The following is a 14,042-nucleotide window of genomic DNA, read 5'->3' on the forward strand; positions in this document are numbered from 1 at the left end:
AATGCCACCGACATTAAATGGCTTGATGGGAAGCATACTGATGCGTATTTTACATCAATGGATATGCGCCACGCCTCCCTCCTGATCGAAATTGCGCGATGCGGTTCTTTCGCAGAGGTCGCCCGCGATCGAGGGGTCGACCCCTCATGGGTGTCGCGGACGGTCGCTGCGATCGAGGAAGAGCTGGGCTTCCGGATATTCCAGCGCTCGACAAGGCGCGTCGCCCTGACCGAGGCCGGCGACGTTTATTTGCGACAGGTTCAGTCCTCCATCGCGGCACTTGATCGTGCGCGCGACGACGCCTTGTCTCTCACCAGGGGACCGCTTGGCACTCTGAGGATGACCTCCACCGTCGCCTTTGGCCAAAAGGTCATCGTTCCCTTGCTCCCGCGGTTCAGGCAGGATTTTCCGAACGTCGATATCGAGCTGGTCCTGAGCGACGTCAACCTTGACCTCGTATCCGAGCGGATCGATCTGGCCATCCGATTGGGGCCGGCGGTCTTCGGCGATGTCGTTGCGGCGAAGCTGCAGGATACGCGCTATCGGGTTTGCGCCAGCCCGGAATATATCGACAAGCACGGCCGGCCCCAGCACCCCTCCGATCTCTCGCAACGCGACTGCCTGCGTTTTCTCCTGCCGGGATTTCGCAGTCTCTGGCTGTTTCGCGATCCGGCTGGAGGGATCGAGAAGGTCGAGATGAAGGGCGGCGTGATGGCATCGGGCGCGCTTGCGTTGCATGCGCTGACCCTTGCCGGAATGGGACCCGCCCTGCTGGCAAACTGGCTTGTGGACGACGACATTGCGGCGGGGCGTCTGGTCGATCTGTTTCCGGACTGGCGCGTCACCGCAACCTGCTTCGAAACCGCGATCTGGATGCTTTATCCGAGCCGTTCATTCCTGCCGAAGAAGGTTCGGGCGATGATCGATTTCCTGAAGGCCGAAGCGGCAGCAAACTGGCGGCAATGGACCTGACTCGATGGAGCTGATTCAAGGGAACTGCCGTGAAAGGGATATCACCTTGAGCCGGTTTTGGCGCCGATCAACTGGCTCCAGGCGCCGGGGGGCATGCCGAAGGCCTTCTTGAACTGGCGGTTGAGGTGGCTCTGATCGGAGAAACCTGAAGCCGCTGCGACCTGTGCCAGCGGCAGGCCGGCGCCGATGAAGCTGCGGGCAAGGTCGAGACGCCGCATGGTGAGATAGCGGTGCGGGCTTGTCCCGCAAAGCGCGCGGAACTGGCGTGCCAGGCTGAAACGATCGAGGCCGCACAGCGTCTCAAGTTCGTCGGAGCTTACGAATGAAGCGGCGTTCTCGCGGATATGGTCGCGAACGCGATTGAGCGCTGCCATGTCGAGCGTGGTCCGTCGAGGGGCGGGCAAACCCGAATGGCGGCAAAGCGCATCAGCGGTCGCCGCGATGAAGGCATCGCGTTGCAGCGCCTCGACCTCGCTGTCAAGGTCGTTCAGCAGCAGCGCCAGCGTCTGGCGGAAATCCGGGTCGTTCAACACGGGTTCGTGCACAAAGGGCAGGTAGGCGGCGCCCTGCGGCAAAGCCGCGTGCAGCAGAGCCGGCTCCAGATAAAGCATGCGGTAGCTCAGACCGTCCTCGGTTCCCGCAGCCCCGTCGTGAACTTCGTCGGGATGCAGCACGATGATCTGGCCGGGCATCGAGGCCCGCCTTGCGCCGCGATAGGTGAATTTCTGGACGCCGCTGAGCGTGATGCCGAGGGAATAGGTGTCATGGCGATGCGGCGCATAGCCCGTGCCGAAGAAGCGCGCGCCGATGCGCTGCAGGCCGGAGGAGGGCGGTGCGACGTCGATCCCGACATCGTCCGCGCCGTCGCACAAACGTCCAAGACCATCCAGCATGCGCTCGTCTAGAAGCATTCCCATCGCGCCAGATTACGCAAGCGCCAACACGGAGCCAAGATGTTCGATACCAAAATCGCGATTGTTCTTAGGGATGATCTCGTCGCCTGGCAGGCGCTCAACGTCACCGCGTTCCTTGCCACCGGGCTTGCCGCCGCTATGCCCGATGTCATCGGCGAGACTTATGTGGATCGCGACGGCAACCGCTATCATCCCATGTCCGTCCAGCCGATGATCGTGCTTGCGGCAGGTGCCGAATTGATGCGAACCATCCATCGGCGCGCGCTGGAGCGCAACGTGGCCGCGGCAGCTTATGTCGAGGAAATGTTCGCAACCGGTCATGACGCGGCCAACCGTGCCGTCTTCGCCAATTTCGCGCCGGACGATGCGAATCTTGTCGGCCTCGCCTTCCGTGCGGACAAGAAGATTGCCGACAAGATCACCAAGGGGGCCCGCATGCATCCGTGACGATCGGTTTGCAAGCGAAGGGGCCGGTCGGGCGCGGGAGGCGCGCCCGACCGAAAATCGGTAAAGGCTCACGCCGCGCGTGCTTCGAAAACCTCCATCGCCGCATTCAGTCCGTTGATCGCCGCCGGCATGCCGCCATAGACGGACATCTGGAAGATGACTTCCGTGATCTCCTTCTCGGACGCGCCGGCGGCGAGCGCGTGTTCGATATTGATCTTCAGCTGCGGCCCGGTCTGGCCGCCGAGCGCGGTCAGCGCCGCGACGGTTGCTATCTGGCGGGTCTTGAGATCGAGGCCGTCGCGGGCATAGAGACGGCCATAGGCGAATTCGATCAGCGTGTCGGTAAAGCCGGGCACGAGGCCGTCGTAACGGGCTTCCAGCGCGGCACGGAGGTCGGGGTTGAGGCCGTGGCTCAGCGCCTCGCCCAGTGCGAGCGCGGTCGGGGTGGCTTGGGGCTTGGTGGTTTGGGTCTGGGTCATCGGGTCTGGCTCCTTCGGCCGGTGCGCGTGGCCTTGGCCTCATCGGCAAGGTCATGGGCGCGTTCGATGTCGTGATAATTGGCGATCTTGTAATCGAGCAGCGTCAGGCAGGCTGACAGCTCCTCGATCCGCGCCTCGACGATCGCACGCTGTCTTTCCAGCATGAGACGTCGTGGTGCGGCGGTGGCATTGCCGCGTGCCCGCATGCCGGCATAGGCCTGCATGTCGGCAAGTGGCATTCCCGTCGCCTTCAACGCTTTCAGGAAATCGATCCAGCCCAGAATGTCGGGATCATAGACCCGCGTTCCCCCGGCATTGCGCCAGGGCGCGGCGATCAGGCCAAGCTTCTCATAGTAGCGGATCGTATCGATGCTGAGCCCGGTCCGTTCTGCAAGTTCGCCGATCTTCATGGCTGTTTCTGACCCTTCAAGCGTTGAGACCCGTGTTTGATAGTTTCTGGAGTGCGCTCCAGATCAAGCGGAAATTTGCGGTCGGTCATAAAAACTTTGTTTGACTCCCGAGTTGAATTCAATCAACTGATTGATTGATGAGTGAACAGAATCAGAAATACGCGAGTTCCGACACGCGCCGCCGCGAAATTGCCGCTGCCGCGCGCGCCGTGATCGTTGAAAAAGGCATTGACGGGTTGCGCACCCGCGAGGTCGCCGCCCGCGTCGGCATCAACATTGCGACCCTGCATTATCACGTACACAGCAAGGAAGACCTGCTGCGCCTCGTGATCGAGGCCATGCGCGAGGAGTTCGTCGAGCAGGGCAGGTACATTGATGCGCAGGCGCTCGATCCGCTGGCCAAGCTCAAGCTGGAGATCGGGGAATACAAGGAGCTGATCGTGCACAAGCCCGATCTCCTGCCCCTGTTCGAGGAGCTTGGCAAACGGGCGCGTACCGATCCAGTCCTCGAGCCGATCGTGCGCGAAATACGGATCGGCTGGCATCGTCGCTTTGTTGGCCTTCTCGATGAGGGCAAGGCAAACGGCCAGTTCCGCGCGACGCTCGATGCCGAAGCCGGCGCGCATATGATCGTCGGCGCGCTCGTCGCCTTTCAATACAAGCCACGCCACCTGCTGCCAATTTTTGACAGCGTGGCAGACGAAATCATCCGTTCCGTTATTGCCACGTAATTGCCGATACGCCCTTTCACAGGAAAGACCCCGATGACTGCTTCACCCCCGAATGACCACCAGCCTTACCCGACCTACGAGAAACGCTGGACAGCCATGTTCATCATCCTGATGGCGAGCTTCATGAACCTGCTCGACGTCACCATCGTCAATGTCTCGTTGCCGACGCTGCAGCATGACATGGGCGCCAGCTCCTCCGACATCGAATGGGTCGTGGCCGGCTTCATCCTCACCTTCGCGCTCGGCCTTCTGCCCTTCGGGCGTTATGGCGACATCGTCGGCAAGAAGAAGATGTTCCTGATCGGCGTCGGGTGCTTCACGGCAGCCTCGATCATGTGCGGTCTTGCGCCGAACATCGAGTTCCTGGTGATCGCCCGCCTGCTGCAGGGCATGGGCGGCGCGGTGATGACGCCGCAGGTTCTCTCGATTGCGCAGACGATCTTCCCGCCGCATGAGCGCGCCACGGCGTTTTCGCTCTTCGGCCTGACGGCGGGCCTCGCCTCGGTCATCGGCCCGGTTCTGGGCGGCCTCATCATCGGCGCCGATCTCGGCGGCCTTGCCTGGCGTCCGATCTTCCTCATGAACGTGCCGATCGGGCTTCTCGCCCTGATCCTCGGCGCCAAGTTCATTCCGAAAATCCCCGGCAATCCGGGCATGAAGAACGACTTCGGCGGCATTCTCATCGTCTCCGCGGCGATGTTCCTGCTGGTCTTCCCGCTGATCGAAGGCCGCAACTATCATTGGGCCACATGGTGCTTCGCCATGCTCGCCGCCGCCGCCGTGCTCTTCGTCGCCTTCGTCCTCTGGGAGCAACGCCAGAGCCGCACCGGCGCGCCGCAGCTTCTGCCCGTCGACCTGATGAAGAACCGAAACTTCATGATCGGCGCGTTCATGTCGCTCGTCTTCTTCTCGGCCATGCCGCCCTTCTTCCTGATCTTCGCGCTCTATCTGCAGTCGGGTTACGGCCTGTCGCCGCTCTGGTCGGGCATGACCACGCTGCCCTTCTCGGTCGGCGTTCTGGTCGCCTCCGCCATCTCCGGCCGCCTCGGCTTCCGCTGGCAGCGCCAGCGCATTGCCGGGGGCGTTGCACTGATGTTCGTCGGCATCTTCGCCCTGCGCATGCTGGTCGGTAGCCTTGGCGAGAGCCTGCATTATGGCGTCTTCGTCGCGCCGCTGCTGGCTGCCGGCATTGGTCTTGGGATCTCGATCTCCTCGCTCTTCCAGACCATTCTCGCTGGCGTGCCGGTCAAGGATGCGGGCTCTGGCTCCGGCGCGCTCCAGGCGATCCAGCAGGCAGGTGGTGCACTCGGCGTCGCCATCGTCAGCGAGATCTTCTTCCGCGCGCTGACGGCGCAGCTCGCTTCCGGCGCACAGCCGGTCGCAGCCTACAGCGCGTCGCTGATGACGGCCGTCATCTACAACCTCGTCGCCTATGTCCTGGTGATCCTCGGCGTTCTCGTCCTGAAGAACCCGCCGCGCATCCAGCATCCGGGTGCTGCGCCTGCCGCACCGGTGATGGTGGATTGACCTAGGGTAGACCGCTCAAGCGCCCGGACCTGCAAACGGCCCGGGCGGCACTGCATAAAGGCAGGCCGCGGGCGGTGAAGAATCCGCTGGTGCTGAACCCGCTGCTCCTATAGAATTCAAAGCGTCAGGAGCCTGTCCGTATGGTTGTATTGAAGACCAAAGATCAGCCGCAAAAGGCGTCTCGCGCAAGCGAGCGGCAGGAGTCGCATATCGAGCGACTGGAGCGGATCGTCGCGGAGGCCGAGGAGCAGGGTGGCAAGGATGTTTCGGGCATGACCCGTGAGGAATATCTCGCCCGTCTTCTTCGCGACTAGCCTATATGGCGCGACTTCTGAAGCTCTCGCGTATTGAGCGGAAGCCGAAGAAAGTACTTGAATCTCCACATTTCGACAGCCCCTCATATTTCAGGGGCAAGCCGCATCTGGCGGCGCATCTGGCCGATATCTATATCGCGATCTCGAAAGGAGAGCCGCTTCCGCCCTGGGCCTATCGCAGGGATATCGATACGACTGATGACGACCTTCTGGAGCGGCTGGGCGTCATGCATCTGCATCTCGGTTCGCAGAGTTCCGCCGAACTGCTGTTTCTTATGCAGTATGAGGAGCATGTGATATTTCTGGAAATCGCCTCACACCGTCATTTTGAAACCGATCCGCCCGGCACGCTGCTGCGGAGACTGCACGAGCGGAAGGTGGAGGAGATCAACGAGACGCTGCGTCTGGAACAAGAGGCTGCCGAAGCGGTGGCGCGACAGCGCAGCGAGACGCTTAAAAGCCATATCCGGAAAATACTGGCTCCGAAGGATCGGAGCCAGTAAGCCGATCGCTTGGATCAGGGCACGATCAGCGTGCCGGCGCCCTGTTCGCTGAAGAGTTCGAGAAGAACCGAGTGGCTGGTCTTGCCGTTGAGGATGACCACGCCCTGGACGCCCGCCTCGATCGCCTCGATGCAGGTCTCGACCTTCGGGATCATGCCGCCGGAAATCGTGCCGTCCTTGATGAGCGCACGGGCTTCGGGGACCGAGAGTTCCTTGATCAGCTGCTTGTCCTTGTCGAGAACGCCCGGAACATCGGTGAGGAAGAGCAGGCGCGAGGCGTTCAGCGCACCGGCAATCGCCCCGGCAAAGGTGTCGGCGTTGATATTGTAGGTGTGGCCGTCGCGGCCGGGAGCCACGGGGGCGATCACCGGGATCATTTCCGACTTGGCGAGCAGGTCGATCAGCGTGCGGTCGACTTCCACCACTTCGCCGACGAAGCCGAGATCGAGGACCTTCTCGATGTTCGAATCCGGGTCGATCATGGTCTTCTTGGCCTTCTCGGCGAAGACCATGTTGCCGTCCTTGCCGCAAAGACCGATCGCCCATTCGCCCGTCTGGTTGATGAGCGCGACGATCTCCTTGTTGATCGAGCCCGCCAGAACCATCTCGACGATCTCGACCGTCCTCTGGTCGGTGACGCGAAGCCCGCCTTCGAAGCGGCTCTCGATGCCCATCTTGGTCAGCATCGCGCCGATCTGCGGGCCGCCGCCATGGACGACGATCGGGTTGACGCCCGACTGCTTGAGCAGCGCGATGTCCGCCGCGAAAGCCTTGCCGAGCTCGGCATTGCCCATGGCGTGACCGCCATATTTCACGACGATCGTCTTGTTCTCGTAGCGCTGCATGAAGGGCAGGGCCTGCGCCAGAAGCCTGGCTTGCATTTCGCTTTCTGTTTCGGACATCAAATGGCCTCTTGGGAATTGGTCGGCGATTGTTTAGTGTGTTTCGACAGCGATGTGAATAATCCCGCGCGGAATATTCTCAGAGGATCGGGAAGAGGTATTCTTGGCGGCGAACGATGACAGGGATGAGGCAGAGGTCGCCCGGCTGATTGCCCGGGTGGCGCTGGCAGACCGAAAAGCGTTCGCGGCGCTCTATCAGCGCACGAGCCGGAAACTATTCGGGGTCTGCCTGCGTATGTTGCAGGACAGGGCAGATGCCGAAGAGGCGGTGCAGGAGATCTTTATCAAGGTCTGGAACAATGCCGGCGCCTATCGTGCCGACATGGGACGGCCGATGACATGGCTGTTCGCGATTGCGCGCAACCATGCGCTGGATATGCGCCGCCGCCGGCGGCAGGCATCTGTCGAACTGGATGAGGCCGGCGAAATCGCCGATCCGCAGGCCGGGCCTGAGGAGACGGCCGTGATGACCTCGGAAGGCCGCCGGATCGAGGATTGCATGCAACAACTCGAAAAGGACCGCGCCGACGCCGTCCGCAGCGCCTATGTCGAGGGATTGAGCTATCTGGAACTGGCCGGGCTGCACGGGGTTCCGCTGAACACGATGCGAACCTGGCTCAGGCGCAGCCTGATCAAACTGAGAGAGTGCATGGACCGATGACGACGCCGGAAAACAAGAGGAGCGACCGCAGCCGCGACGAAGTGCTGGCCGGCGAATATGTCCTCGGCGTCCTGCCGCTACCCGACCGCCTGCGCGTCGAACACCGGCTGCGCACCGACAAGGCCTTTCAGGAGATCGTCGCCCGCTGGCAGGAAAATCTGGCAAGCTTCAACGACGACTATGCCGCCGAAGCGCCGCCCTCCTGGCTCTACGCCTCGGTCGAAAAGAAGCTCTTCAACACGGCCGCAGCCGACCAGCCGAAGGGACTGATCTGGAGTTCGCTCGCCTTCTGGCGCGGGCTCACGCTGGTCACGATGTCGGCCGCCATCTTCTTTGCCGCAAGTGCTGGCGGTCTGTTCCACAAGCCTGCCGCCACCGCGCCCTTGGTGGCAACCATGGGCTCGGCAAACTCGTCGATCAGCCTCGTGACCCTCTTCGACCGCCAGACCGGCCGCCTCAAGGTGACGCCGGTGGCTGCAGGGGCGGAAAAGTCGAAGTCGCTCGAACTCTGGCTGATCGAGGGCGACAGCGCCCCCGTGCCGCTCGGCGTCTTCCCTGACGCCGGCGATGGCTCCATTGTCATTCCGCCCGACATGCGCAACCGTCTGAAGGATGGCGTGACGCTTGCCGTCTCGCTGGAGCCCTTCGGCGGGTCCCCGACCGGCAAGCCGACCGGTCCGGTCGTCGCGAGCGGCAAGATCGGCGCGTGAGGGTCTTTCCGCGCGGCGGGAAGACCTGAAAAGATTTGGGCGCGTGACTACGATGACGCGTTCCAGTGGATCATTTTCATTAAAAAAATATATTCCGAATATTTTTGAAACTTGTCGCGCGGTCGCTGCGTAGATGTTTCCGTAACCCCAGTGCAGAGAGCGCTCAAGTTAGAAGACCTGAGCGAGTTGGATCTGTATTACTAGGAAGTACTGCTGCTGATTTCGATCAATATGGCGAAATTGTGAATTTGCGGTGGGGGAGGAAGCAAAATGAGGCGCAGGACTTTGCGTCCCGTCAAACAGGAGTCGACAATGTTGCAGAAACTGATCCGCATTCTCACCGTGACCAGCATCGCCGCCGTTCCGGCCATCGCACTTGCCGCCAATCCGATGGTCGGCGGAGCCGCGATGTATCCCGAAAAGAACATCGTCGAGAACGCCGTCAACTCGAAGGATCACACCACGCTCGTCGCCGCCGTCAAGGCTGCCGGCCTGGTCGAGACGCTGCAGGGCAAGGGCCCCTTCACCGTCTTCGCGCCGACCAACGAAGCGTTCGAAAAGCTGCCCAAGGGCACGGTCGAAACGCTGCTGAAGCCGGAAAACAAGGAAAAGCTCGCCAAGATCCTCACCTGCCACGTGGTCGCAGCTGACGCGATGTCCTCGGCCATCGACAAGATGATCAAGGATGACGGCGGCACCCATGACGTCAAGACCGTCGGCGGCTGCATCCTGAAGGCCAAGGAAAAGGGCGGCAAGATCACGCTGACCGACGAGACGGGCGGTGTCGCCAATGTCACGATCGCCGACGTCAAGCAGTCGAACGGCGTGATCCACGTCATCGACCACGTCCTGCTGCCGAAGTAAGCCGCACCCGGGTGATGTCTCCGAAATGAATGAGCCCGCCGCAATCCCTGCGGCGGGCTCATCCGTGTCTGGCGTATTCCGGATGGACCGGTCGGATCAGGTGCGCAGCGCCGTTTCGATGGCGGCGCGCAATTCCTGCATCCCGTCGCCCTTTTCCGAAGAGGTCGACAGCACGACCGGATAGGCGGCCGCGCGCTTGCGGATCTTTTCGGCGGTTTCGGCAAGCAGTTTCGTCACCGCCGGCGGCTTGATCTTGTCGGATTTGGTCAGCACGACCTGATAGGAGACGGCCGCCTTGTCGAGCAGGTCGAGAACCTCGTCGTCATTCTTCTTGATGCCGTGGCGGCTGTCGATCAGCACATAAACGCGCTTCAGCGTGGCGCGGCCGCGCAGATAGTCGAAAACCAGCTTCGTCCAGTTGTCGACCGTCTCCTTCGGCGCCTGCGCATAGCCGTAGCCGGGCATGTCGACCATCGCGGCCGGCGGCAGGTCGCCGTCCTGACCGGAATAGCCTTCGGGCACGAAATAGTTGAGTTCCTGCGTGCGGCCTGGCGTGTTCGACGTACGCGCCAGACCCTTGACGCCGGTCAGCGCGTTGATGAGCGACGACTTGCCGACATTCGAGCGACCCGCAAAGGCGATTTCCGCCGGACCTTCGGGCGGCAGGAATTGCAGCGACGGCACGCCGCGGATGAAAACCCAGGGCTTGCCGAAGAGAACGGCATCTCCAGCATTGGCTTGCGCTTCCATGTTCTTCTCCAGCGGCAATGGCATGTCACGCCGGAATTGATGTTTTGACCGACAATGTCAAGCAAAACCGATCCTGTGGGCATCTGCATCGTCGAAGTTGCAATGCCGGCTTCCTCAATCGTACGCTACGGTGAAGCGAGAGTTTAGGAATTGCTAAATATTTGCGTGAATAATAGCGCCACGTGATTTGAGGGGTATTCATGGACACCGTATCGCGGCTTACGGAGGCTGCGCGATATCTGGACGGCATGATTTTCGTGCTTCGAAGGGAGTGCGAGGATGGCTATGTCCTTGAGGAGGCCCATGGTGCGATCGGCCCGCTGACCTTTGACGATCCGGTCTCCCTTCAGGCGACGTACGAGGCGGCCATCGCCTCCATGCCCGCTCAGAGACGGCTCGTGTTTATGAGCAAGTTGCGCGACATCTTCGAGTGCCGCGGCCCGGTCAACGAGTTCCTCGAAATGGTTCTGGGTGACGTCGTTCTCAATATCGAGATGCGGGGCGAGGTGGCGGAAGGCGCTGCCGGTCTCTATCTGGCGGGCTTTGTCCGCGACTGCGCGGAAGCCGAACGCCTTGGCGCCCAGCGCAAGGCCGAGGCGGTGCTGAGCGCCACCGTGCGCCTGTTCCCGGACATGGTCTGGCTCAAGGACGAGGAAGGCCGCTATGTCCTGTGCAACGAGATGTTCGATCGCTTCAACAGCGTTCCGAGCGCTGAGCTGATCGGCAAGACCGCGCGGGAAACCGAGCAGGGCCGCACGGATTCGGTTCACGACAGGACCGACATGCTGGCGCTTGGCTCCAGCGAGATCGTCACGTTCGAAACGAACGTCACCGGCAGGGACGGCTCGCCACGCTCCTTCGATGTACGCAAGCTGGCGCTCAGGGATGACGAGGGCAACCCGATTGCCATCCTCGGCACGGCGCGGGAAACGACGGAATGGCGCCGCCTCGTCAACGAGCTGCGGCAGGGCGAGCTGGCCTACAGATCGCTTGCCGACAATATTCCGGACCGGCTGATCCGTTTCGGCCCCGGCGGTCAGTATCTCCACACCAACCGCTCGATGCGGGAGTTTTTCGAGACGATCGAATTCTTCACCCCCGAGCAGATCGGCGACAGGGACCCGCGCACTGTCCGCAATGGCGTGGCCTCGCTGGAAATCCAGGGTGCGGTGACCGAGGTGTTCGCGAAGGCAAAGGCGGTCACCCGCGAAGTGGCTCTCGATGGTCGTGAAGGGCAGCCGCTGGTGCACGAGATCCGGTTCTTTCCCGAATTCGGCCCTGACGGTGCCGTCGACAGCGTTCTTGCCATCGGCCGCGACGTCACGGAACGCAAGGAGATGGAAAAGCGGCTCGCTCGCAGCGAGGCTGAACTCCATGCCCTGGCCTTCCGCGACAGCCTGACCGGGCTGCACAATCGCCGCGCGTTCCAGGACCTTCTGCAGCAGGTCCTTGAGGCTGCGAAAAAGTCGAAACTGCAATGCGCGCTGCTGCTGCTCGACATCGACAGGTTCAAATTAGTAAACGACACGCTCGGCCACGCCGTCGGCGACGAGCTGATCATCCAGTTCGCGCTGCGACTCGTCGGCGCGGTCGGGGATGAGGGCTATGTCTGCAGACTTGGCGGCGACGAATTCGCGATCATCATGCCGGTCCTCGCCGATCAGTCAGAGGCGGATGATCTCGCCCGGCGCGTTCACAATGTCCTCAACACGCCCGTCAGCGTGAGTGTCGACAGCATCTCCATCACCACCAGCATCGGCATCGCCTTCGGCCTTGGCGACACGTCGGACCAGAACGAGCTCTTCCGCTTTGCCGACATGGCGCTCTATGCGGCCAAGTCCGGCGGGCGGGCCCGCACGACGATCTACAACAGCAGCATGGCTGCCCAGGCGGAACGCCGCTTCGAGCTGGAAGTGCAGATCGGCGAAGGCCTGCGCAACGACGAGTTCCATGCCCATTTCCAGGCGAAGGTCGATCTGGAAACCGGCGCCATCAACGGCGTCGAAGCGCTCTGCCGCTGGCTCCGCCCGGGCGGCCTCTTCATATCGCCCTTTGAATTCATCCCCATGGCGGAAGAGACCGGCCAGATCATCGAGATCGGGCGGCGCGTGCTTCTCGAAGCCTGCCGCTTTGCGGTGAGGGTCAATGCGGGCCGCAGCCAGCCCATTCCCGTTTCGGTCAACGTCTCGCCGCGGCAGTTGCTGTTCGGCGGCTTCATCGGCGCACTTGGTACCTGCCTTGAGGAAACCGGCTGCGACAGCCGCTGGCTTGAACTTGAAATCACCGAAAGCCTGCTGCTTGGCGATGACAGCACGATCAGCGAGACGCTGGACGCCATCGTCGGCCTCGGCGTGTCGCTGACGATCGACGACTTCGGCACCGGCTTTTCGTCGCTGAGCTATCTCGCCCGCTTCCCGATCACCACGCTGAAGATCGACAGGACCTTCGTCCACGATCTGGAAACCAACGACAAGAACGCCGTGCTCTGCCGCGCCATCATCTCCATGGCGCAGGGTCTCGGGCTGAAGACGGTGGCGGAAGGCATCGAGACCGCGGAAATCGCCGCGCGCCTCCGGAGGCTCGGCTGCCAGACGGGGCAGGGCTATCTCTGGAGCCGCCCGCAGCCGGCCGAAACGATGCTGGCTGTCATCCGCAGCCAGCATGCGCAACACGAGCCTGCGGCGATAGCCGGATAGTCAGCTCCAAAAGGAAAGGGCCACCCGAAGGCGGCCCAGTTTCACAAATTGCAGGATGGCCGGGCCATCGGCGCCGGCGACCGGGTGCCGATCAGGCCATGGCCTTGGCGACGATCTCGCGCAGCTTGCCGAGATCCTTGGCGAAGGCGCGAATGCCTTCTGCAAGCTTCTCGGTCGCCATTGCGTCCTCGTTCAGCATCCAGCGGAAGGTCTTCTCGTCCATCGCGACCTTGTCGACCGGCGTGATCTTGTCTTCCGAAAGAACGCGCGTCAGCGTGCCCTTGTCCGCATCCAGCTCGTCCATCAGCTGGGGCGAGATCGTCAGGCGGTCGCAACCGGCCAGCGCTTCGATTTCGCCGATATTGCGGAAGGACGCGCCCATGACGACGGTCTTGATGCCATGCGCCTTGTAGTAATTGTAGATCGCACGAACCGAAACGACGCCCGGATCGGTCTCCGACGTGTAGTTCTCGCCGGTTGCCTTCTTGTACCAGTCGAGGATGCGGCCGACGAAGGGCGAGATCAGGAATACGCCGGCGTCAGCGCAGGCAATGGCCTGGGCCATCGAGAAGAGAAGCGTCAGGTTGCAGTTGATGCCTTCCTTTTCCAGCACTTCCGCAGCGCGAATGCCTTCCCAGGTCGAGGCGAGCTTGATCAGGATGCGATCCTTCTCGATGCCGCGTGCCTTGTAGTCGGCAACGATTTCGCGGGCCTTGGCAATCGAACCCTCGATGTCGAAGGAAAGGTCGGCATTGACCTCGGTCGAAACGCGGCCCGGGACCAGCTTGGTGAGTTCGGCGCCGACGGATACGGCGAGACGGTCGGACACGGCAGCGACAGCCTTGTCGGAGGACAGGCCGGAGGCCTTGCCCCAGGCAATCGCTTCGGCAAACACGTCCTTGAACATGTCGGTGCCGAGCGCCTTCAGGACGATCGAAGGATTGGTCGTGCAGTCGACCGGCTTCAGCCGTGCCACGGCCTCGATGTCGCCCGTATCAGCAACAACCGTGGTCATTGCGCGCAATTGTTCCAGCTTGGATGTCACGTTGTTCTCCCGTCATCTGCCGGTTTGACCCGGCCTTTGCACCGGTCGCGGACCGGTACGCTTTGAGACCTTATTCCCAACAATGCCGCGCTCATGTCAATCGATTTATATCGATTG

The 14,042-nt window shown here is 62.0% G+C and carries 16 protein-coding genes; 10 read left to right on the forward strand and 6 right to left on the reverse strand.

The window, feature by feature from the left end; genetic code table 11:
- The first annotated feature begins 63 nt into the window (after positions 1–63).
- A complete protein-coding gene (locus tag LQK84_RS15820) occupies positions 64–972 on the forward strand; it encodes a LysR family transcriptional regulator (RefSeq protein ID WP_230829878.1) in 909 nt (302 codons plus the stop codon).
- A 41-nt stretch (positions 973–1,013) separates the two neighbouring features.
- Here LQK84_RS15820 and LQK84_RS15825 read toward each other — a convergent pair whose 3' ends face one another.
- Positions 1,014–1,883 carry an AraC family transcriptional regulator gene (locus tag LQK84_RS15825; protein WP_230829695.1) on the reverse strand — a complete coding sequence of 290 codons (870 nt, stop codon included), beginning with the start codon at positions 1,881–1,883 and terminating at the stop codon, positions 1,014–1,016.
- 42 nt (positions 1,884–1,925) lie between these two features.
- Here LQK84_RS15825 and LQK84_RS15830 point away from each other — a divergent pair, with 42 nt between their 5' ends.
- Positions 1,926–2,333 carry a DUF2000 family protein gene (locus LQK84_RS15830; RefSeq protein WP_230829696.1) on the forward strand — a complete coding sequence of 136 codons (408 nt, stop codon included), beginning with the start codon at positions 1,926–1,928 and terminating at the stop codon, positions 2,331–2,333.
- 68 nt (positions 2,334–2,401) lie between these two features.
- On the opposite strand, the gene LQK84_RS15835 is transcribed toward LQK84_RS15830, so the two are convergent.
- Positions 2,402–2,812: a carboxymuconolactone decarboxylase family protein gene (locus LQK84_RS15835; protein ID WP_230829697.1), complete on the reverse strand. Its 411-nt coding sequence runs from the start codon at positions 2,810–2,812 to the stop codon at positions 2,402–2,404.
- Positions 2,809–3,222, reverse strand: coding sequence for a MerR family transcriptional regulator (locus LQK84_RS15840; RefSeq protein WP_230829698.1), 414 nt, complete (start codon positions 3,220–3,222; stop codon positions 2,809–2,811). The genes LQK84_RS15835 and LQK84_RS15840 overlap by 4 nt, the downstream gene beginning before the upstream one ends.
- Before the next feature lie 137 nt (positions 3,223–3,359).
- Between LQK84_RS15840 and LQK84_RS15845 the strand changes: the two genes are divergently transcribed.
- The 4 genes from LQK84_RS15845 to LQK84_RS15860 all read left to right on the forward strand — a co-directional run bounded on the left by LQK84_RS15845 (position 3,360) and on the right by LQK84_RS15860 (position 6,297).
- Entirely contained in the window at positions 3,360–3,953 is a 594-nt protein-coding gene (locus tag LQK84_RS15845) for a TetR/AcrR family transcriptional regulator (RefSeq protein WP_230829699.1), read from the forward strand.
- A 33-nt stretch (positions 3,954–3,986) separates the two neighbouring features.
- Entirely contained in the window at positions 3,987–5,480 is a 1,494-nt protein-coding gene (locus LQK84_RS15850; RefSeq protein ID WP_230829700.1) for an MFS transporter, read from the forward strand.
- 140 nt (positions 5,481–5,620) lie between these two features.
- Positions 5,621–5,794 (forward strand): hypothetical protein, encoded by a 174-nt coding sequence (locus LQK84_RS15855; protein ID WP_230829701.1) that lies wholly within the window; start codon positions 5,621–5,623, stop codon positions 5,792–5,794.
- A 5-nt stretch (positions 5,795–5,799) separates the two neighbouring features.
- On the forward strand, positions 5,800–6,297 hold the full coding sequence (locus LQK84_RS15860) for a hypothetical protein (RefSeq protein WP_230829702.1): 498 nt from the start codon (positions 5,800–5,802) through the stop codon (positions 6,295–6,297).
- 14 nt (positions 6,298–6,311) lie between these two features.
- On the opposite strand, the gene argB is transcribed toward LQK84_RS15860, so the two are convergent.
- Positions 6,312–7,199, reverse strand: coding sequence for an acetylglutamate kinase (argB, locus tag LQK84_RS15865; protein WP_230829703.1), 888 nt, complete (start codon positions 7,197–7,199; stop codon positions 6,312–6,314).
- A 103-nt stretch (positions 7,200–7,302) separates the two neighbouring features.
- Between argB and LQK84_RS15870 the strand changes: the two genes are divergently transcribed.
- The 3 genes from LQK84_RS15870 to LQK84_RS15880 all read left to right on the forward strand — a co-directional run bounded on the left by LQK84_RS15870 (position 7,303) and on the right by LQK84_RS15880 (position 9,434).
- Positions 7,303–7,860 (forward strand): sigma-70 family RNA polymerase sigma factor, encoded by a 558-nt coding sequence (locus LQK84_RS15870; protein ID WP_230829704.1) that lies wholly within the window; start codon positions 7,303–7,305, stop codon positions 7,858–7,860.
- Positions 7,857–8,570 (forward strand): anti-sigma factor, encoded by a 714-nt coding sequence (locus tag LQK84_RS15875; RefSeq protein WP_230829705.1) that lies wholly within the window; start codon positions 7,857–7,859, stop codon positions 8,568–8,570. Before LQK84_RS15870 ends, LQK84_RS15875 begins: the two co-directional genes overlap by 4 nt.
- A gap of 312 nt (positions 8,571–8,882) precedes the next feature.
- Complete coding sequence (locus LQK84_RS15880) at positions 8,883–9,434, forward strand: fasciclin domain-containing protein (protein WP_230829706.1); 552 nt, start codon at positions 8,883–8,885, stop codon at positions 9,432–9,434.
- Positions 9,435–9,530: 96 nt separating this feature from the next.
- On the opposite strand, the gene yihA is transcribed toward LQK84_RS15880, so the two are convergent.
- The gene (gene yihA / locus LQK84_RS15885; protein ID WP_230829707.1) at positions 9,531–10,184 is read right to left on the reverse strand and encodes a ribosome biogenesis GTP-binding protein YihA/YsxC; all 654 of its coding nucleotides are present in this window, start codon (positions 10,182–10,184) and stop codon (positions 9,531–9,533) included.
- Positions 10,185–10,384: 200 nt separating this feature from the next.
- On the opposite strand from yihA, the gene LQK84_RS15890 reads away from it, so the two are divergent.
- Entirely contained in the window at positions 10,385–12,880 is a 2,496-nt protein-coding gene (locus LQK84_RS15890; protein WP_230829708.1) for an EAL domain-containing protein, read from the forward strand.
- A 91-nt stretch (positions 12,881–12,971) separates the two neighbouring features.
- Here LQK84_RS15890 and tal read toward each other — a convergent pair whose 3' ends face one another.
- Complete coding sequence (gene tal / locus LQK84_RS15895) at positions 12,972–13,925, reverse strand: transaldolase (protein WP_230829709.1); 954 nt, start codon at positions 13,923–13,925, stop codon at positions 12,972–12,974.
- Positions 13,926–14,042: the final 117 nt, after the last annotated feature.

It is taken from the genome of Rhizobium sp. C4 (genome assembly GCF_021026315.1).
In the GTDB taxonomy this organism is placed as follows: Bacteria; Pseudomonadota; Alphaproteobacteria; order Rhizobiales; family Rhizobiaceae; genus Ensifer_A.

Excerpts from the sequence above, each read along its gene's own strand:
- LQK84_RS15860 (WP_230829702.1), top strand. The coding sequence starts at position 5,800 with ATGGCGCGACTTCTGAAGCTCTCGCGTATTGAGCGGAAGCCGAAGAAA.
- LQK84_RS15845 (WP_230829699.1), top strand. The coding sequence starts at position 3,360 with ATGAGTGAACAGAATCAGAAATACGCGAGTTCCGACACGCGCCGCCGC.
- LQK84_RS15880 (WP_230829706.1), top strand. The coding sequence starts at position 8,883 with ATGTTGCAGAAACTGATCCGCATTCTCACCGTGACCAGCATCGCCGCC.
- LQK84_RS15875 (WP_230829705.1), top strand. The coding sequence starts at position 7,857 with ATGACGACGCCGGAAAACAAGAGGAGCGACCGCAGCCGCGACGAAGTG.
- LQK84_RS15855 (WP_230829701.1), top strand. The coding sequence starts at position 5,621 with ATGGTTGTATTGAAGACCAAAGATCAGCCGCAAAAGGCGTCTCGCGCA.
- LQK84_RS15825 (WP_230829695.1), bottom strand. The coding sequence starts at position 1,883 with ATGCTTCTAGACGAGCGCATGCTGGATGGTCTTGGACGTTTGTGCGAC.
- yihA (WP_230829707.1), bottom strand. The coding sequence starts at position 10,184 with ATGGAAGCGCAAGCCAATGCTGGAGATGCCGTTCTCTTCGGCAAGCCC.
- LQK84_RS15830 (WP_230829696.1), top strand. The coding sequence starts at position 1,926 with ATGTTCGATACCAAAATCGCGATTGTTCTTAGGGATGATCTCGTCGCC.
- argB (WP_230829703.1), bottom strand. The coding sequence starts at position 7,199 with ATGTCCGAAACAGAAAGCGAAATGCAAGCCAGGCTTCTGGCGCAGGCC.
- LQK84_RS15835 (WP_230829697.1), bottom strand. The coding sequence starts at position 2,812 with ATGACCCAGACCCAAACCACCAAGCCCCAAGCCACCCCGACCGCGCTC.
- LQK84_RS15840 (WP_230829698.1), bottom strand. The coding sequence starts at position 3,222 with ATGAAGATCGGCGAACTTGCAGAACGGACCGGGCTCAGCATCGATACG.
- LQK84_RS15850 (WP_230829700.1), top strand. The coding sequence starts at position 3,987 with ATGACTGCTTCACCCCCGAATGACCACCAGCCTTACCCGACCTACGAG.
- LQK84_RS15890 (WP_230829708.1), top strand. The coding sequence starts at position 10,385 with ATGGACACCGTATCGCGGCTTACGGAGGCTGCGCGATATCTGGACGGC.
- LQK84_RS15820 (WP_230829878.1), top strand. The coding sequence starts at position 64 with ATGCGCCACGCCTCCCTCCTGATCGAAATTGCGCGATGCGGTTCTTTC.